Below are 17,032 nucleotides of genomic sequence, written 5' to 3'. Positions count from 1 at the left end.
AGACTTCCTCTTATTTCTTTGCTTTTATTTTACCGCCCCAGCCCTTAAAGCCGCCTTTTAGCGTGTAAAGATCATTATAGCCTTTTCTTTTCAGCATTTGAGCTGTGCGTCCGCTTCTGACAGTGTTTTGACAGTAAATGTAGACAGGCTGATCTTTGCGGATTTCCTTATGTCTTTGTCTCATTTGGGATAAAGGAATATTTCTTGCACCAAGTATATGTCCGCCGTCAAATTCATTTGGCTCACGGACATCAATTAACTGAGCTTTTCTGTATCCTGCACGGAATTCTTCTTCCGTTAATGTTTTCATGATTTTACGCTGATAAAAATAAGAGTAAATCGTGTAGGCTGCTAGTGCACCTAATAGAATCAATAAAAAAATCCATGTTGTCAAGCTGACCCGACTCCTTTATAAGCAACTTTTCTAAGACAAGTTCAAATGAACTTTATTAATATTGGACAAATACTATTATATAAGAGCAGGATCAAATTGTCATCTATGAATAAGACATAATTATTTTCAACCTGGCCTTCTTTTTGATAGACTAGGTAAGGCACAGAAAATGAAATACATACTTATCATGGAAAATGGGGTATGAAGATGGCAAAGGAAACTTGGAGATTTATTGATTCAGGGAATTGTTCCCCGTCCTATAATATGGCGTTAGATGAAGCCCTGCTTGAGTGGAACAGTCAGGGGATCTTCCCGCCGGTAATCCGCTTTTATGGATGGGACCCGGCCACTCTTTCAGTAGGATACTTTCAGAAGGTCGAAAAAGAAATTGATCTTGAGGCTGTTAAAAAGTATGGGCTGGGCTTTGTGCGCAGACCGACAGGAGGCAGAGGTGTTCTGCATGATAAGGAGCTGACATACAGCGTCATAGTGTCAGAAGATCATCCTGAAATGCCGAAGACAGTAACCGAAGCATATAGAGTCATTTCAGAAGGTATTCTTCAGGGTTTCAGAGAACTGGGGCTAGGTGCATATTTCGCCGTACCGAGAACGGAGGAAGAGAAACAGGGGCTTAAGAATCCGCGGTCTGCCGTTTGTTTTGACGCACCATCATGGTATGAACTTGTTGTAGAAGGACGCAAGGTGGCCGGGAGCGCACAAACGCGCCAAAAAGGAGTCATTCTTCAGCACGGTTCCATTTTGCTCGATATAGATGAAGAAATGCTTTTTAATCTGTTTAAGTACCCAAGCGAGCGGGTAAAAGAACGAATGCAGAAAAATTTCAAAAATAAGGCAGTTGCTGTCAATGCTTTGCGCAAGAATCCTGTTACAGTAGAGGAAGCAAAGAATGCGTTTAAAAAGGGCTTTGAGATAGGTCTGAATATCTCACTCGAACCTTATACTTTGACAGCTGAAGAACATGCTTTTGTAGAGAAAATTGCAATGGGAAAGTATAATACCGATGATTGGAATTATAAACGATAAGCGACTTGAACCTTAGTCGCTTTTGTTTATTTTTTCTGGAAATTTCTAATTATTTCAAATCATTCCTTTTTTTACTAACTTCGTGTTCTCTTCGGAATTTGCAAGCGACAAAATTCTTCAAAAAAAGTGATTATGAAGTTCCTATCTTCTTTTTTCTCATTATTTCTGCTTCGTTTATGCAGTTTTTAATTTGACAAAATAAAATAGATTTGCCTGTTTATCCATATATAGTATTGTCGAACGAAAATATAATACTATATATTGATTAAAAGGTGGCTTTGTGATAAATTAAATCAAGTACAAGATGATAGGGGAGTTGTTTTAATGACCGTTGCACTTAATGAAAATTTAAAACTTGATGTGGACAAGCTGAATCACGATATTTCTTTGTTTCCCCAAGTTCACCCAATAACTGATGATATGAAATTGACTCACAAAGGTGTATCCCGTTTAGTCATGCTTGACCGATACACATTTAAAGACACCGAAAAGCTGACGCTGTCTAACGGGGACTTCGTTGTTCTGACGATTAAAGAGGATCCTAAATTCCCTGCAAGAGGACTAGGCTATATATTAGAAATAGACTGGCAGACGAAAATGGCAAGTGTACAGGTCGAAGAAGAGTACCGCCATTCTCTTGAAAAGCCTGAAGAGGTTGAAACGGGTGTGATTTATCGCTCGCTTGATGTCATTGAAAAGCCGCTTGAAGTATTTTATGAGCAAATCGCAAAACGAAATGCAACAGGACTTGCCTCTGTTGAAAAGACAGAAGAGAAGCGAAATGAGTGGTTCCAGAAGTTCTACAAGGAATTAGTCGGATTGAACTTTGTACCGGCAGGACGTGTATTGTACGGAGCTGGAGCAGGTACGGACGTTACTTACTTCAATTGCTACGTCATGCCATTTGTACAGGATTCCCGCGAAGGCATATCCGAGCACCGGAAGCAGGTAATGGAGATCATGAGCAGAGGCGGCGGAGTTGGAACAAACGGTTCAACACTGCGCCCAAGAAATACACTCGCACGCGGTGTGAACGGCAAATCGTCAGGTTCTGTATCATGGCTTGATGATATTGCGAAGCTGACGCACTTAGTTGAGCAAGGTGGATCGCGCAGGGGAGCTCAAATGATCATGCTTGCCGACTGGCATCCTGACATTATCGAATTTATCATTTCAAAAATGCAAAACCCTCGTATTTTACGCTACTTAATTGAAAATACGAATGACGAGTCAATTAAGAAATATGCGCAGGAAAAACTAAAGTTCAAGCCTCTAACAGAGGATGAAAAAGCGATGTATCAGAGCATTGTGAACTATAAGCAAATTCCTGGCTTCGGCGGATTTAACGAAAAAATCATTAAAGATGCAGAACTGAAGCTGGTTACAGAAGGAACATACAGCGTTCATAATTCTGAATTCCTTACAGGCGCGAACATTTCAGTTACGTTAACGAAGGATTTCATGGATGCTGTTGAGAGCGATGCAGATTACGAGCTTCGCTTCCCTGATGTGGAAAGCTATAATGCAGATCAAATGAAAGCCTATAACGAAGAGTGGCACAATCATGGTGATGTCCGCGAATGGGAAAAGCTTGGCTACAAAGTCCGCACATACCGCACAATTAAAGCTAAAGAACTATGGAACTTAATCAATATTTGTGCGACATATTCAGCAGAGCCTGGCATCTTCTTTATTGATAATGCAAACGATATGACGAATGCTAAAGCTTATGGACAAAAGGTTGTAGCAACAAATCCATGCGGCGAGCAGCCTCTCGCACCTTATTCTGTCTGCAATCTTGCAGCAGTCAATCTTGCTGAAATGGCAGACAAAGAAAGCAAAACAGTGAACTTTGAAAAGCTGAAAACAACGGTTGAAGTCGGTGTCCGCATGCAGGATAACGTCATCGATGCAACACCTTACTTCTTAGAAGATAATAAGAAGCAGGCATTAGGCGAACGCCGTGTAGGCCTTGGCGTAATGGGCTTGCATGATCTGCTGATCTACTGTGAAACAGAGTATGGTTCAGAAGAAGGCAATCAGTTAATTGACCAAGTTTTTGAAACCATCGCAACAACTGCTTATAAAGCTTCTGTTGAGCTTGCAAAAGAAAAAGGAAGTTTCCCATTCTTGACTGGTGAAACAGAAAAAGAAACAAACTGTTTGCGTGAAGCATTCACAAAGACGGGTTTTATGAGCAAAATGCCGGCTGACCTTTTAGACGACATTAAAGAATACGGGATTCGAAACTCACATTTATTGACTGTTGCTCCTACAGGCAGCACAGGGACAATGGTTGGCGTCTCCACTGGTTTAGAGCCTTACTTCTCTTTCTCTTACTACAGAAGCGGAAGATTAGGAAAGTTTATTGAAGTTAAAGCGGATATCGTGCAGGAATATCTGGACCAGCATCCAGAAGCAGATCCTGACAATCTGCCTAAATGGTTTATTTCAGCAATGGAGCTCAGCGCAGAAGCTCACGCGGATGCACAGTGTGTGATTCAGCGCTGGATTGACAGTTCAATCAGCAAAACAGTCAATGCACCTAGAGGATATACGGTTGATCAAGTTCAAAAAGTATATGAACGCTTATATAAAGGCGGAGCTAAAGGCGGCACGGTTTACGTTGACGGCAGCCGTGACACGCAGGTTCTGACGTTAAAAGCAGAAGAAAACACATTCTCTGAGAGTGAAGATGCACCAGCTAAAGAAAAAGGAAAAGTTGTGCTTGTTGATACAATACAGGCTTTAAGATCTACAAATGTCACGATCGGCAATGAAGTAGGAAATACATGCCCGGTATGCCGCGAGGGTACCGTTGAGGACATAGGCGGCTGTAATACATGCACTAGCTGCGGAGCACAATTAAAGTGTGGTTTATAAGATAAAGAGCTGGATTTTGAACTGCACCCCAATTGTTAGACAACATCTAACAATTGGAGGTGCAGTTTTTTTGACTAAATATACGATAGACGAAAAATCACATGCAGTTTTAGAGTACTTAGAAGGGGAAAAATCCTATAAATCCATTGCTCAAGAAAGAAATGTAGGTTTATCCCCTCTGAAAAGATGGGTCGCTCGCTATCTAAAACATGGGATGGAAGGACTTGTTTCATCCTATACAAATTACACTCTGCCCTTTAAACTAGAGGTACTTAAATATATGAACGAATATGGGGCATCGATCAACGAGACCGCTGTACACTATAACCTTCCTTCCGATTCTACACTTTTGAATTGGGCAAATCAGTTTAAGGAAGGAGGTATAGACGCCCTTAAACCAAAGAAAAAGGGGCGTCTATCCATGAAAAAAGAAACTAAGAAAAAATCGCCAGCTAATGGCTCTCAAGAAGCACTTCTTGCCGAATTAGAATACTTACGTGCAGAGAATGCCTATCTAAAAAAGTTGAATGCCTTAGTTCAAGAAAAGGATGCCTTACAAAAAAAGAAAAAGCGAAAGTAGTCCATGAACTAAGGAAACAATTTGATTTAAATCTGCTTCTATCCATTTCTAAAATGGCACGGAGTGCGTACTATTATTGGGTAAACGCCTTCGGGCGTGAGGATAAATACACAGAAATTAAATCCCTTATCAAAGAGATTTTCCATACGCATAAAGGGCGTTATGGGTATCGGCGTATCACCCTAGAATTACGTAATCGAGGTGCTCGCATCAATCATAAAACAGTTCTCAGATTGATGAATGAATTAGGATTGAAGTCATTGGTTTGCATGAAGAAATACCGTTCGTACAAAGGGAAAATCGGCAAGATTGCGCCCAACATTCTAGCACGTGATTTCAAGGCGGCAAAGTCCAATGAAAAATGGGTGACAGACGTCACAGAATTCCATATAGCTGGGGAGAAACTATACTTATCGGCCATTCTTGACCTGTTTAATGAAGAAATCATCGCCTATAATATCGAATCTCGGCCTGTTTATCCGCTCGTTTCCAAAATGCTGGATAAAGCCTTTGATCGCTTGGAATCGAAAGATTCACCCATTCTCCATTCAGATCAGGGCTGGCATTATCAGATGAAACAATACTCGCATGATTTGAAAAAACATAACATTACACAAAGCATGTCACGCAAAGGAAATTGTCTCGATAATGCGGTCATTGAAAACTTCTTTGGCTTATTAAAATCCGAATTACTCTATCTTCAAGAATTTAAAAGCATGGAGCATTTCAAACAAGAACTAGAAGAATATATCCATTACTACAATCATCAACGAATCAAGATAAAATTAAAAGGCATGAGCCCGGTTGATTACCGGATTCATGCCCTCAAGGCTGCCTAAGTAAATAAAGTGTCTAACTTTTTGGGTTCACTTCATTTCCAGCTCTTTTCTTTTCGCGATAAGAATCAATGCTTCCTTGTCATCACCCTTAAACTAGTGTACACTTGTAATGATTTCCTATGTTTTGAACGTTTTTTTGGAGGGGACCACATGCCAACACCGAGTATGGAAGATTATATCGAACAAATTTATATATTAATAGAAGAAAAGGGATATGCCCGCGTTTCAGATATTGCGGAAGCACTATCCGTTCATCCCTCCTCAGTAACAAAAATGGTCCAAAAACTAGACAAAGATGAATATCTCATATATGAAAAATACCGTGGACTCATACTAACGCCAAAAGGCAAAAAAATTGGAAAGCGTCTTGTTTACCGTCATGAACTTTTGGAGCAGTTCATGAGGCTGATCGGCGTGGATGAAGAAAAAATTTACAATGATGTTGAAGGCATCGAGCATCATCTCAGCTGGAACGCAATTGACCGCATCGGCGATCTTGTTCAATTCTTTGAAGGTGATGAAACTCGCGTAGAAACGCTGCGTGCTATACAAAAACAGAACGAACAGGACAGCGACTCATAAAAAGACAGAAGCGAATGCTTCCGTCTTTTTTTCTGCGTAAATTTGATATACGGCTGCTGAAGCATAAGCTGATACGTAAAGGAACATTGAAAGGGTGCTGCCATTAACATGCAGAAAAGGTCTATTTCCCGCCACTGCAACCTACAATGTAAGGATGGGATGAGAGGGGAGGAACTTCTATGTATATTGATGGCGTCTTCTCTGGAGGGGGAATTAAAGGGTTTGCTCTAATTGGATCTTATCAGGCTATCGAGCAGAGAGGCCTGCAATTTGTAAGGGTAGCAGGAACCAGTGCAGGTTCCATTATTGCCGCTTTTATTGCTGCGGGATATCGGAGTGGTGAAATTATTACCATGATGGATGACATGGATCTTAGGAAATTTTTGGAACGAAATCCATCCATCCTGCCATTTAAATTTATGAAATGGCTGAATATTTATTGGCGGCTTGGTCTTTATAAAGGCGGCAAGCTTGAAGAATGGATAGCAGGCAAACTGAAGGAAAGAGGGGTATCAACCTTTGGTGATTTAAGGCACGGCTCCCTTAAAATCGTTGCATCTGACCTGACCAATGGCAGAATTCTCGTGCTGCCGGATGACCTCCCAAGGTATGGACTTGTACCAGAACGTTTTTCTGTTGCGAGAGCTGTTCTTATGAGCTGCAGCCTTCCGTATTTTTTTGAACCGGTCAAACTGACATCTGCCGAAGGAACCAATATTGTTGTAGACGGGGGAGTTTTAAGCAACTTTCCAATTTGGCTATTTAAAGAAAAGAAAACAATACAAGCTCGGCCGGTTCTTGGTATAAAATTGAGTCCTAGTGATGAGGAGAGGCCGAGGAACAATATTCGTAATGCGATAGAAATGTATGGTGCTCTTTTTGAAACAATGAAAGATGCTCATGATGCCAGACATATATCCAGCAGGCATGAAAAGAATATTATTTTTCTGCCCGTTGAAAGTATTTTAACGACTGAATTTGACTTAACAGAACAAAAAAAACTAGCTCTAATTGAGCTAGGAAGAAACCGCACTGAACTATTTTTGAAAAAATGGACGTATTAACAGCAGGTTAAAAAAATGCCCTGCTTTTCTTTTTGCCTTTTTTGCCTTCAATCACTGTTAAATGAGAGGCTTGCTTCTTTTTAAGGGCAGTAGATGTTTTGCTGCTCTTTTTTTGCGTTGAAACGCTTTTCAAATGGGAGCTGCTCTGATTGCGGTCACTGAAACGTTTTTTAGATTGTTTAACAGCTTTAGAGTAAGAGGAAGAGTCTTTTCCCATTTTTTGTTTAGTAAAGTAACGGACAACAAAATAGATGATGGCTAGAACAATAACGAAGATCAGCATTTCTCTAAAGAGGAATCCTGGTCTGGTTAATAGAGTAACCAGGAATCCGATGCCTCCAAGAGCTAACACAATCATCACAAATGGATTCACACGATTTTTCATGAGTCCACCTCCCAAGATGAAAATGAATTAATGAAGTTCAGCTTATACAATTTGTTCTGTTTTTATACCTTCTACAGTTTCCTTTTCCATCCGCAGCAATTCATTAAAGCTTGCGATGGCAACTTCCACCTGTTCATTGTCAGGTTCTTTCGTTGTCAGCAGCTGAAGACTTAAGCCGGGATATCCTAGCCATTTTAAAACAGGTACGTCTCTAAGTTTATTTGTAAACTGAAGGACCTCAAAAGAAATGCCAATCACCACAGGAATTAACGCCAGTCTGTTCAGGACGCGCACATAAAGCGGTTCTGTTGGAACGAGCATATAGACAAATACCCCGACAAGTACAGTAAATAACAGAAAACTGCTTCCGCAGCGATAGTGAAGACGGCTTTGCTTCTGAACATTTTCTATCGTCAGCGGCAGAGCATTTTCATAGCAATTAATCACTTTATGCTCTGCACCGTGATATTGAAAGACACGCTTGATCAGCGGAGTGAATGATATCGCATAAATATAGACTAAAAGAAGAATTAACTTGAAGAGCCCTTCAATTAAAATTTGTGCAAGATCTGACGGGAAAATGGGCCTTGTCAGCTCAGCCAAAAATAGAGGCACTAAAGTGAAAATGAATTTCCCGAAGAGAAAGGAAAGGACACCTATTGCTGCAACTCCGAGAATCATGGTCAATTTTGATTCTTTTTTATGCTGATTGAGTATTTCATCTTCCTCAGGATCCAGATCGTACCTGTCCGTTGAAAAGTTCAGGTGCTTCGTTCCATTTGCGCTTGCTTCTATAATAGCTGCGATGCCGCGAATAAATGGAATCTTTTTAAGGCCAGTCATCAAACTGCTTGATTTTCGCGGTAACCGAAAATAGTCGATTTCTTTGTTTTTGCGCCTGATGGCTGTCACATAATGATGCTTTCCGCCGAACATGACGCCCTCTACCACTGCTTGCCCGCCATATGCAGGCTTATTCTGCTTTGACATTTTTCACCAACCTACCTATCTATTCTCTTTTTGGACTGATTTTAAACAAAGCTGCAGAGAATGTTATGTTTATATTCTACATAAAAACAGGATAAACCTCTAGGCAGTTGTATTTAATTCTTTTTAATCTGTCATATTTTTAGAAAAAGATCAGGATGCTTCTTCCTGTCAGTGCTGAACAAGCGATTCAACTTTCTTAGTAGTATAACCTCACATCCCTTTGCTAGACATCTGTTTGCATCCTTTTTGCATGATGCAGCAGAAATTTTGCACATACTAAGAAACAGGAGGTGTACATATGACAGATGATTTTCAATCAAATTCTGCTGATGAACAGAGAAATGATCCTGATAAGCCGGGTGAATCAATTCCTTTTATAGGAAGAGTTATGATTACAGGTTTTACAGGCGGAGTGATTTGGAGTTTACTTGGTTATTTAGCATATGTTCTGAACTTAACAGAAATAAGTCCGAATTTATTGCTTCAGCCCTTTATTTTAGGGGAATGGAAAAATGGTGTATTGGGCAACTTTGTTGCTGTATTCTGCATTGGTTTTCTTTCCATTGGAACGGCTCTTCTATATTATCTTGTCCTGAAGAGATTCTCATCCATGTTTGTCGGCCTTGCTTTTGGCCTGGCCTTATGGGCGCTCGTGTTCTTCCTTTTAAATCCAATTTTTCCTAATTTAAAATCAGTATTTGAACTTGAAAGGCTGACTACCGTTACGACTATATGTCTCTATATTTTATATGGAGTATTTGTCGGCTATACCATTTCGTTTGAACATAATGAACTCTTAAGCAAAAAAAGCAAAAAAAATGCACAGGCATCCCCTCAACATTAAGGAAACTAATCGGCGATTATGGTAGAATGTTCATAAATTGAACATTCTATTTTTTTTAGCTTATTTAAGCAAGGAGTTTTTATGATGAGACATTTCTTGATCATTAATGGTCCAAATCTCAACCGTCTTGGTTTGCGGGAGCCTGATGTGTATGGCAGCAAAACACTTACAGACCTGGAACGTGAATTAATGCTTTTTGCAGAGAAACAGGGATTCCAGATAACCTGCTTTCAATCAAATCATGAAGGAGACTTGATTGATGCGATTCATGAGGCAGACGAGCAGTATGATGGAATTGTGCTTAATCCCGGTGCATTTACTCATTACAGCTACGCAATAAGAGATGCGATTGCAAGCGTTTCCCTTCCAGTCATCGAGGTTCATATATCTAATGTACATAGTCGCGAACCATTCAGACACCAGTCTGTAACGGCGCCAGTTACAGCAGGGCAAATTATCGGCCTTGGTTTCGAGGGGTACCAATATGCGTTACTCGCATTACATAAATAGATGGGGGAGAAATAAGATGAAGCTTGAGAAAATGAGAAACAGATTAAAAGAACTGGATGTTGATGCAATTCTTATTACGAGCAGCTACAACCGCCGTTATATGACTGGCTTTACTGGCACGTCGGGTGTTGCGGTCATTTCTGATTCGCATGCTGTATTTATTACAGATTTCAGATACACAGAACAGGCAGCAAAACAAATTGAAGGCTTTGAGATCGTCCAGCATAAAGGACCGATTCTTGAAGAGGTAGCAGCCCAAGCCGCTAAGCTATCGATTAAACGTCTAGGTTTTGAACAGGATGATATATCCTTCGCAGCTTACTCAGCTTATAAGGCTGAATTAAAAGAGATTGAGTTTGTTCCTGTCTCGGAAGCGGTAGAAAAGTTACGCTTGATTAAGTCTGCAGCAGAGATTAAGATATTAAAGGAAGCTGCGGAGATTGCAGATGCTGCATTTAAGCACATTTTGACATTCATTCGTCCAGGAATGAAGGAAATTGAAGTCGCAAATGAACTTGAATTTTTCATGCGAAAACAAGGCGCTGTTTCTTCTTCATTCGATATTATTGCTGCATCAGGATATCGCTCTGCACTGCCTCACGGTGTAGCGAGTGAAAAAGAAATTGAAAAAGGCGATTTTGTAACACTTGATTTTGGCGCATACTACAAAGGATATTGTTCAGATATTACAAGAACGATAGCAGTGGGAGATCCAAGTGATGAGCTGAAGAAGATTTATTCCATTGTACTCGAAGCACAGATGCGGGGAATGAATGGGATAAAAGCCGGCATGACGGGAAAAGAAGCAGATGCTCTAACAAGAGACTACATTTCCGAAAATGGCTATGGTCAATATTTTGGCCATTCAACAGGTCATGGTCTAGGTATGGAAGTTCATGAGGGGCCGTCACTATCTGTCAAATCTGAAACAGTTCTTGAACCAGGCATGATCGTAACTGTCGAGCCTGGCATCTATATACCAAAGCTTGGCGGAGTGCGCATCGAGGATGACACAGTTGTTAAAGAGGGCGGTAATGAGTCGCTTACCCATTCCCCAAAAGAGCTTATTATTTTATAATAAAAGCTTCCAAACGTTAAAAAAGCAACATTTACATAGGAGGAACACACATGATTTCAGTTAATGATTTTCGTACAGGCTTAACGATTGAAGTAGATAATGGCATATGGCGCGTAATGGATTTCCAGCACGTAAAGCCAGGTAAAGGAGCAGCATTTGTCCGCTCTAAACTTCGCAATCTGCGTACAGGAGCCGTACAGGAAAAAACATTCCGCGCTGGTGAAAAGGTTGCGAAAGCTCAAATCGAAAACCGCAAAATGCAATATTTGTATGCTAATGGTGATCAGCATGTATTCATGGATAATGAATCATACGATCAAGTAGAACTTCCAGAAGCAACTATAGAATATGAATTGAAATTCTTAAAAGAAAACATGGAAGTTTCTATCATGATGTTCGGAAGCGAAACACTTGGAGTTGAACTTCCAAACACAGTTGAGCTTGAAGTTATTGAAACGGAGCCAGGCATCAAAGGCGATACTGCTTCAGGCGGAACGAAACCTGCAAAAGTACAGACTGGCCTGATTGTCAACGTTCCTTTCTTCGTAAATGAAGGAGACGTTCTTATTATTAATACTACTGACAGCTCTTACGTATCAAGAGCGTAGCCATCAAAAACTCCATCTTTTCAGATGGAGTTTTTTGTATCCTCTAATATTGGCTGCGTCTGAAAGACTTTTACCTTATCCTCTTTCTTTTTACCCGCTCTGAAAAGAAGTGCTGCCGGTATGAAAATATAAATCATCATTCCAATGAACCATTGTAAATAGTTATATAATTCATAAGCTTCCACTTCGAATCCCATGACACATCCCCCTTTTTACTTATTATTATTAAATCTGAAAATTCTGTCAAGAATTCTTTTGTCTAAACATCCTTCATTTCTCATAGGTTTTAATAATAACCATGGAGGAGGACAAGATGAAACACTACCTCGCTAATTTAGATCCGGCAGTAAGATCAATGGCTCTCTTAAGATTTTTATCTGCAAGTATTGAAATGACGGCAGCTATATTGATGCTCGTTTTCAACGATGTGCGCAAAGCTGTATTAATTAATTCCTTACTGGCCATAGTCGGTCCGATCATTTTTATTTTAACCATGACAATAGGAATCTTTCAGATTGCAGAGCAGCTTTCTTACGCAAAACTGATTTTTATCGCAATCGGAGTGTCTTTTATATTAATTGGAGTCTATAAGTAACATAGAAGTCATATTGTGTCCAAGCCTGCATAAACATTAGAGTATCAAGTGACTATGCAAGGAGGAAGCCAATTGAACGAGATTACAGAGATGCTTCCTGAAACAATAAGAAAACACGTGCTGAACCTGCCCCGGGAAGCGCTTGAAAAAATGGAAGAGATCCGCATAAGGATTTTGAAAAGAGTTGAAATTGTAGTAGCAGGCGACCCTTTGTTCTTGCCTTGCGAGGCTACTTATCAAGACGGAATAACTCTATTAAATGAGCTGAGCCAATACTCCATCTATACACTTGAAGAGGAGCTGAAGCGAGGCTTTATTACCATTCAGGGCGGACACCGCGTGGGGCTGTCCGGACGTGTGATTACTGAAAATGGTGCTGTTAAAGCGATTCGTAACGTAACATCCTTTAATATTCGTGTGGCAAAACAGAAAAAGGGCATCGCTGAACCCTTTATATCCAGCATCTATCATAAAGCCTGGATGAATACAATGATTATCGGTCCTCCTCAAACAGGGAAAACAACTCTGCTCCGTGATTTTGCAAGGGTTATGAGTACGGGAATAGGCAATATTCCTTCCGTAAAAGTAGGGATTGTGGATGAGCGATCAGAAATTGCAGGCTGCATCAATGGAATTCCCCAGCATGAATTCGGCGAAAGAGTGGACGTGCTTGATGCATGTCCGAAAGCAGAGGGAATGATGATGATGATCAGGTCAATGAGCCCTGATGTGCTGGTTGTGGATGAGGCAGGCAGAACGGAAGATACTGAAGCTATATTAGAGGCCGTTCATGCAGGGGTCGGGCTTTTCATTTCTGTTCACGGCTATTCGCTTGATGACGTCATTTCACGCCCGTCGATCAGGCCTTTGGTTGAGCATGGCATTTTTAGAAGATATATAGAGCTCTCAAGAACAAGAGGTCCTGGTACGGTTCAAAGAATACTGGATGCTGATAGACAGCTGATTCGAAATGATCGGGTATCCTCTCATGATTAAAATACTTGGAGCTGTATTTATTTTGCTTGCTACAACCTGGACAGGGTTTGAAGTAGCGAAGCATATCAGTGAGCGGCCGCGGCAGCTGAGGCAGCTTAAGGTTGCTCTGCAGGCCCTCGAGGCAGAAATTATGTATGCCCACACCCCCCTCAGGGAAGCGGCAGCTACTTTATCAAAGCAGATGCCTAAGCCTCTCTCATGGTTTTTTGAGGACTTCTCCAAACGGCTGTCCGCCGGGCATACGAGCGTCAAAGCAGCTTGGGAGAATAGCCTGCAGGAAGTTTGGCGGATGACGGCTTTAAAGCAGGGGGAATATGAAATTTTAAAGCAATTTGGCGAGACGCTGGGACAGCACGACATTATATCGCAGCAAAAACATATTCGTCTGACCTTAACCCATCTTGAAAGAGAGGAAGCCGACGCTCTTGATAAACAAAGCCGCTATGAAACAATGCTGAAAAGCTTAGGTTTTTTATCTGGATTATTGCTCGTTATTTTATTGATGTAGCAGTCAGGAGGATTATATGCAATGGGAGTAGATGTGAATATCATTTTTCAGATAGCGGGAATTGGAATTGTTGTAGCATTTCTTCATACGATACTTGATCAAATGGGAAAGAAAGAGTATGCACAATGGGTCACATTGCTTGGGTTTATCTACATTCTGTTTATGGTAGCTTCCATTGTTGAGGATCTGTTCCAAAAAATAAAATCAGTCTTCCTCTTTCAGGGTTAGGGGGGCTCTGCGATTGAAATTATCCAGATTGTCGGACTTGGTTTAGTTGCAACCTTTCTCGCGTTAATCGTAAAAGAACAAAAGCCGACATATGCTTTTATGCTTGTCGTATTTGTCGGCTGTGTCATCTTTTTATTTCTGGTTGATCAGGTTTCCCAAATTATTACGATGATTGAAAAAATTGCGCTGAATGCAAATATAAACATGATGTATGTAGAAACCATTTTAAAAATAATCGGAATTGCATATATAGCAGAGTTTGGAGCCCAAATGACAAAAGATGCCGGACAAGGCGCCATTGCCTCAAAAATTGAGCTTGGCGGAAAAATCTTGATTCTGTCCATGGCTGTTCCTATTTTAACTGTCATTATTGAAACAATTATCGGATTAATACCGGCATAATAGCGAGGCTATAAGGGGTGAGTAAAATGAAAAAAGGAATGATCGCCATCTTCTTTTTATTCTTTTTTTCTTTTCCTGTCATTGTACAAGCTTCACCCCCTCCACCGCAGCAGGATTTAATAGATCAGCAAATAGACAAGCTCGGAATTCAGGAAATCAAAAAATTCTGGGATGACATTATGACAGAGTATGGAGGGTATCTTCCAGAGAGTCAAAAGGGAAGCTTGCTTCAATTTCTAAATGGAGAAAAGGAATTGTCCTTCCAGGAATGGTCAAAAGCGTTTTTGAAATACATTTTTCATGAAATTATTGCAAACGGCAAACTGCTCGGGACTCTTATTCTGCTGACGATTTTCAGCATGCTTCTTCAGCTGCTTCAGGAAGCATTCAGCCAAAGCACTGTAAGCAAAGTAGCATATGCGCTTGTATATATGGTGCTGATGATCATCGCTCTTAATAGTTTTCATATAGCGATCGAATACACAGTGGAAGCCATCCAAACGATGACAAACTTTATCCTGGCGCTGATTCCGCTGCTTCTCGCGCTCATGGCGGCTTCTGGAGGACTTATCTCAGCAGCGTTTTTCCATCCAGTCATCCTCTTCCTTATGAACACAAGCGGGGTTTTGATTGAAAAGCTCGTTCTGCCGCTGTTATTCCTATCAGCTCTGTTAAGCATCGTAAGCACATTGACAGATCAATATAAAGTGACCCAGCTTGCACAGCTGCTGCGCAATATCAGTATTGGGCTTCTTGGGACTTTTTTAACAGTCTTTCTCGGTGTCATCTCTGTTCAGGGGGCATCTGCAGCCGTATCTGACGGAATGGCAATTCGAACAGCTAAGTTTGTCACAGGCAACTTTATTCCGGTGCTTGGCAGAATGTTTACCGATGCAACGGATACAGTCATAAGTGCTTCAGTCCTTCTTAAAAATACGGTTGGAATTATCGGTGTTGCGATCCTGCTTTTTATCGCTGCATTTCCTGCAATAAAGGTACTGACACTTGCCTTTATCTATAAATTTACGGCTGCTCTGCTGCAGCCGCTTGGCGGAGGCCCGATTATTAAATGCCTCGATATCATCAGCAAAAGCGTGATTTATATTTTTGCAGCACTTGCCATTGTTTCATTAATGTTTTTCTTAAGTATTACGGTCATTATTGCAGCTGGAAACATTACCATGATGGTGCGATAGGAGGATGGGGGCATGTCTTTTTTAACAGAATGGATAGCGAATATCATTCTATTTATTATGCTTGCTGTCATCCTTGATTTGCTGCTGCCCAATTCAGCTATGCAAAAGTACGCTAAGATGGTCATCAGTCTTCTGCTTATCGTCATCATTCTCTCGCCGGTCTTCAAATTATTGTCAGCAGACATCAATACGCTTGTATCAGATATACAAATGGAATCCCCTGCAAAAGAAGAAGAAATAAAAAAAATGATCGATTTGCAGAAAAAAGAAATACAAGCTTCTAATGATGCATATATTTTAGAAAACATGGCTGTCCAATTAAAATCACAGGCAAAAGAGGAGCTGGTGCAAAGCTATGATGTAACGATTAAACAAATCTCTCTTTCTGTAGATGAACCATTTGAAGAAATTCAAAATAGTTTGCAGGGCATAGAGGTAACACTCGAAACAGAGGAAGCAGGATCCGAAGCAGTTGAAACCATTCAGCAAGTCGTTCTAGGTGCAGCAGAAACAGCAGAGACTGAAAAAGAAAATCAAATCAGGCGGGCATCAGAGATTAAAGCATATCTTGCAAGTATCTGGGAAGTTGACCCTGAGAAGATTTCCTTGAAAATGGAAGGAGGGGAGGGCAGCACCGATGAGTAATCCAAAGAATTTATTAGAGAAGCTAAAAAGCATGCTAAACGCAGAAAACGGCAAAAAACCGACTAAATATCACTATGTTTTAATCGTTTTGGCACTTGGCATAGGTTTTATGCTTGTCAGTAATCTGTTTACTAACGAGGCAAGTTTGCCGAAGGTGTCGCAAGTATCAGGACTAACATCATCAACAGAAAAAGATGCCGATGTCTTTAAACCCTCTGATGAAAGCGGGGGATCAGGGTCTATCGATAAATACGAACAGGAATATGAGAATCAATTAAAAGAAGCGCTCGATTCAATGATCGGAATTGAGAATGCACTTGTAGTCGTAAATGTAGATGCCACATCAGAGCAAATTCTTGAAAAAAACAGCGTGTCGCAAAGCCAGACGACAGAAGAGACGGATCCTCAAGGAGGAAAGAGGACGGTCGAAGATGGATCAACTGAAGAATCCGTTGTCATTATCCGAAAGGGAGAGCAGGAAACCCCAATCATCCTTCAGACTAAAAAACCGGAAATCAGGGGAGTGCTTGTTGTTGCTGCGGGTGCTGATAACATTCAAATAAAAAAATCAATTGTTGAAGCTGTAACAAGAGTGCTTGGGGTACCGAGCCACCGCGTTGCAGTTGCAGCTAAAAAAGGGAAATAAAGGAGGATTCACGAA

At 40.8% G+C, this 17,032-nt stretch carries 21 protein-coding genes; 17 read left to right on the top strand and 4 right to left on the bottom strand.

What is annotated here, in order from left to right; translation table 11 throughout:
- Positions 1–10: 10 nt before the first annotated feature.
- On the bottom strand, positions 11–382 hold the full coding sequence (locus LIT25_18205) for a rhodanese-like domain-containing protein (protein USK36326.1): 372 nt from the start codon (positions 380–382) through the stop codon (positions 11–13).
- A gap of 219 nt (positions 383–601) precedes the next feature.
- Here LIT25_18205 and LIT25_18200 point away from each other — a divergent pair, with 219 nt between their 5' ends.
- The 5 genes from LIT25_18200 (at position 602) to LIT25_18180 (ending at position 7,386) form a co-directional block, all read left to right on the top strand.
- A complete protein-coding gene (locus tag LIT25_18200) occupies positions 602–1,438 on the top strand; it encodes a lipoate--protein ligase family protein (protein ID USK32518.1) in 837 nt (278 codons plus the stop codon).
- Between the two features lie 324 nt (positions 1,439–1,762).
- Positions 1,763–4,321 carry a vitamin B12-dependent ribonucleotide reductase gene (locus tag LIT25_18195; GenBank protein USK32517.1) on the top strand — a complete coding sequence of 853 codons (2,559 nt, stop codon included), beginning with the start codon at positions 1,763–1,765 and terminating at the stop codon, positions 4,319–4,321.
- A gap of 70 nt (positions 4,322–4,391) precedes the next feature.
- A protein-coding gene (locus LIT25_18190) for an IS3 family transposase (protein ID USK32516.1) occupies positions 4,392–5,740 on the top strand; the annotation gives its coding sequence in 2 pieces (ribosomal slippage) (positions 4,392–4,836 and positions 4,836–5,740; 1,350 coding nt in all).
- 150 nt (positions 5,741–5,890) lie between these two features.
- The gene (gene mntR, locus LIT25_18185; GenBank protein ID USK32515.1) at positions 5,891–6,322 is read left to right on the top strand and encodes a transcriptional regulator MntR; all 432 of its coding nucleotides are present in this window, start codon (positions 5,891–5,893) and stop codon (positions 6,320–6,322) included.
- 179 nt (positions 6,323–6,501) lie between these two features.
- A complete protein-coding gene (locus LIT25_18180; GenBank protein ID USK32514.1) occupies positions 6,502–7,386 on the top strand; it encodes a patatin-like phospholipase family protein in 885 nt (294 codons plus the stop codon).
- 7 nt (positions 7,387–7,393) lie between these two features.
- Here the strand turns inward: LIT25_18180 and LIT25_18175 are convergent, their stop codons facing one another.
- Together LIT25_18175 and LIT25_18170 are read right to left on the bottom strand one after the other, a co-directional pair.
- A complete protein-coding gene (locus LIT25_18175) occupies positions 7,394–7,771 on the bottom strand; it encodes a hypothetical protein (protein USK32513.1) in 378 nt (125 codons plus the stop codon).
- 42 nt (positions 7,772–7,813) lie between these two features.
- Positions 7,814–8,761, bottom strand: a complete 948-nt coding sequence (locus LIT25_18170; GenBank protein USK32512.1) for a DUF1385 domain-containing protein — start codon at positions 8,759–8,761, stop codon at positions 7,814–7,816.
- Between the two features lie 298 nt (positions 8,762–9,059).
- Here LIT25_18170 and LIT25_18165 point away from each other — a divergent pair, with 298 nt between their 5' ends.
- From LIT25_18165 to efp, 4 genes are all read left to right on the top strand, one after another.
- A complete protein-coding gene (locus LIT25_18165) occupies positions 9,060–9,605 on the top strand; it encodes a YqhR family membrane protein (protein USK32511.1) in 546 nt (181 codons plus the stop codon).
- Between the two features lie 84 nt (positions 9,606–9,689).
- A complete protein-coding gene (gene aroQ, locus LIT25_18160) occupies positions 9,690–10,115 on the top strand; it encodes a type II 3-dehydroquinate dehydratase (protein ID USK32510.1) in 426 nt (141 codons plus the stop codon).
- Between the two features lie 16 nt (positions 10,116–10,131).
- Entirely contained in the window at positions 10,132–11,193 is a 1,062-nt protein-coding gene (locus LIT25_18155; GenBank protein USK32509.1) for a Xaa-Pro peptidase family protein, read from the top strand.
- A 50-nt stretch (positions 11,194–11,243) separates the two neighbouring features.
- Complete coding sequence (gene efp, locus LIT25_18150; GenBank protein USK32508.1) at positions 11,244–11,801, top strand: elongation factor P; 558 nt, start codon at positions 11,244–11,246, stop codon at positions 11,799–11,801.
- 20 nt (positions 11,802–11,821) lie between these two features.
- Here efp and LIT25_18145 read toward each other — a convergent pair whose 3' ends face one another.
- Positions 11,822–11,998, bottom strand: coding sequence for a hypothetical protein (locus LIT25_18145; protein USK32507.1), 177 nt, complete (start codon positions 11,996–11,998; stop codon positions 11,822–11,824).
- Between the two features lie 116 nt (positions 11,999–12,114).
- Between LIT25_18145 and LIT25_18140 the strand changes: the two genes are divergently transcribed.
- The 8 genes from LIT25_18140 (at position 12,115) to spoIIIAG (ending at position 17,017) form a co-directional block, all read left to right on the top strand.
- On the top strand, positions 12,115–12,396 hold the full coding sequence (locus LIT25_18140) for a YqhV family protein (protein ID USK32506.1): 282 nt from the start codon (positions 12,115–12,117) through the stop codon (positions 12,394–12,396).
- Between the two features lie 72 nt (positions 12,397–12,468).
- Positions 12,469–13,392, top strand: a complete 924-nt coding sequence (gene spoIIIAA / locus LIT25_18135; protein ID USK32505.1) for a stage III sporulation protein AA — start codon at positions 12,469–12,471, stop codon at positions 13,390–13,392.
- On the top strand, positions 13,385–13,900 hold the full coding sequence (locus LIT25_18130) for a stage III sporulation protein SpoAB (protein ID USK32504.1): 516 nt from the start codon (positions 13,385–13,387) through the stop codon (positions 13,898–13,900). Before spoIIIAA ends, LIT25_18130 begins: the two co-directional genes overlap by 8 nt.
- 21 nt (positions 13,901–13,921) lie before the next feature.
- The gene (gene spoIIIAC / locus LIT25_18125) at positions 13,922–14,128 is read left to right on the top strand and encodes a stage III sporulation protein AC (protein ID USK32503.1); all 207 of its coding nucleotides are present in this window, start codon (positions 13,922–13,924) and stop codon (positions 14,126–14,128) included.
- A gap of 12 nt (positions 14,129–14,140) precedes the next feature.
- The gene (gene spoIIIAD, locus LIT25_18120; protein ID USK36325.1) at positions 14,141–14,530 is read left to right on the top strand and encodes a stage III sporulation protein AD; all 390 of its coding nucleotides are present in this window, start codon (positions 14,141–14,143) and stop codon (positions 14,528–14,530) included.
- 26 nt (positions 14,531–14,556) lie between these two features.
- Positions 14,557–15,726, top strand: a complete 1,170-nt coding sequence (gene spoIIIAE / locus LIT25_18115) for a stage III sporulation protein AE (GenBank protein ID USK32502.1) — start codon at positions 14,557–14,559, stop codon at positions 15,724–15,726.
- A gap of 12 nt (positions 15,727–15,738) precedes the next feature.
- Entirely contained in the window at positions 15,739–16,371 is a 633-nt protein-coding gene (gene spoIIIAF / locus LIT25_18110; protein ID USK32501.1) for a stage III sporulation protein AF, read from the top strand.
- On the top strand, positions 16,364–17,017 hold the full coding sequence (gene spoIIIAG / locus LIT25_18105) for a stage III sporulation protein AG (protein USK32500.1): 654 nt from the start codon (positions 16,364–16,366) through the stop codon (positions 17,015–17,017). Before spoIIIAF ends, spoIIIAG begins: the two co-directional genes overlap by 8 nt.
- Positions 17,018–17,032: the final 15 nt, after the last annotated feature.

The sequence above is a fragment of the Bacillus sp. F19 genome (assembly GCA_023823795.1).
GTDB lineage: Bacteria > Bacillota > Bacilli > Bacillales > Bacillaceae > Bacillus_P.
This window is presented reverse-complemented; position numbering and strand designations above follow the sequence as displayed.

What these genes read in the sequence shown, in the direction of transcription:
- spoIIIAF (USK32501.1), top strand. Translation starts at nt 15,739, where the DNA reads ATGTCTTTTTTAACAGAATGGATAGCGAATATCATTCTATTTATTATG.
- LIT25_18195 (USK32517.1), top strand. Translation starts at nt 1,763, where the DNA reads ATGACCGTTGCACTTAATGAAAATTTAAAACTTGATGTGGACAAGCTG.
- LIT25_18165 (USK32511.1), top strand. Translation starts at nt 9,060, where the DNA reads ATGACAGATGATTTTCAATCAAATTCTGCTGATGAACAGAGAAATGAT.
- LIT25_18145 (USK32507.1), bottom strand. Translation starts at nt 11,998, where the DNA reads ATGGGATTCGAAGTGGAAGCTTATGAATTATATAACTATTTACAATGG.
- spoIIIAC (USK32503.1), top strand. Translation starts at nt 13,922, where the DNA reads ATGGGAGTAGATGTGAATATCATTTTTCAGATAGCGGGAATTGGAATT.
- LIT25_18155 (USK32509.1), top strand. Translation starts at nt 10,132, where the DNA reads ATGAAGCTTGAGAAAATGAGAAACAGATTAAAAGAACTGGATGTTGAT.
- spoIIIAG (USK32500.1), top strand. Translation starts at nt 16,364, where the DNA reads ATGAGTAATCCAAAGAATTTATTAGAGAAGCTAAAAAGCATGCTAAAC.
- LIT25_18175 (USK32513.1), bottom strand. Translation starts at nt 7,771, where the DNA reads ATGAAAAATCGTGTGAATCCATTTGTGATGATTGTGTTAGCTCTTGGA.
- LIT25_18140 (USK32506.1), top strand. Translation starts at nt 12,115, where the DNA reads ATGAAACACTACCTCGCTAATTTAGATCCGGCAGTAAGATCAATGGCT.
- spoIIIAE (USK32502.1), top strand. Translation starts at nt 14,557, where the DNA reads ATGAAAAAAGGAATGATCGCCATCTTCTTTTTATTCTTTTTTTCTTTT.
- efp (USK32508.1), top strand. Translation starts at nt 11,244, where the DNA reads ATGATTTCAGTTAATGATTTTCGTACAGGCTTAACGATTGAAGTAGAT.
- LIT25_18170 (USK32512.1), bottom strand. Translation starts at nt 8,761, where the DNA reads ATGTCAAAGCAGAATAAGCCTGCATATGGCGGGCAAGCAGTGGTAGAG.
- aroQ (USK32510.1), top strand. Translation starts at nt 9,690, where the DNA reads ATGAGACATTTCTTGATCATTAATGGTCCAAATCTCAACCGTCTTGGT.
- LIT25_18130 (USK32504.1), top strand. Translation starts at nt 13,385, where the DNA reads ATGATTAAAATACTTGGAGCTGTATTTATTTTGCTTGCTACAACCTGG.
- mntR (USK32515.1), top strand. Translation starts at nt 5,891, where the DNA reads ATGCCAACACCGAGTATGGAAGATTATATCGAACAAATTTATATATTA.
- LIT25_18180 (USK32514.1), top strand. Translation starts at nt 6,502, where the DNA reads ATGTATATTGATGGCGTCTTCTCTGGAGGGGGAATTAAAGGGTTTGCT.
- LIT25_18200 (USK32518.1), top strand. Translation starts at nt 602, where the DNA reads ATGGCAAAGGAAACTTGGAGATTTATTGATTCAGGGAATTGTTCCCCG.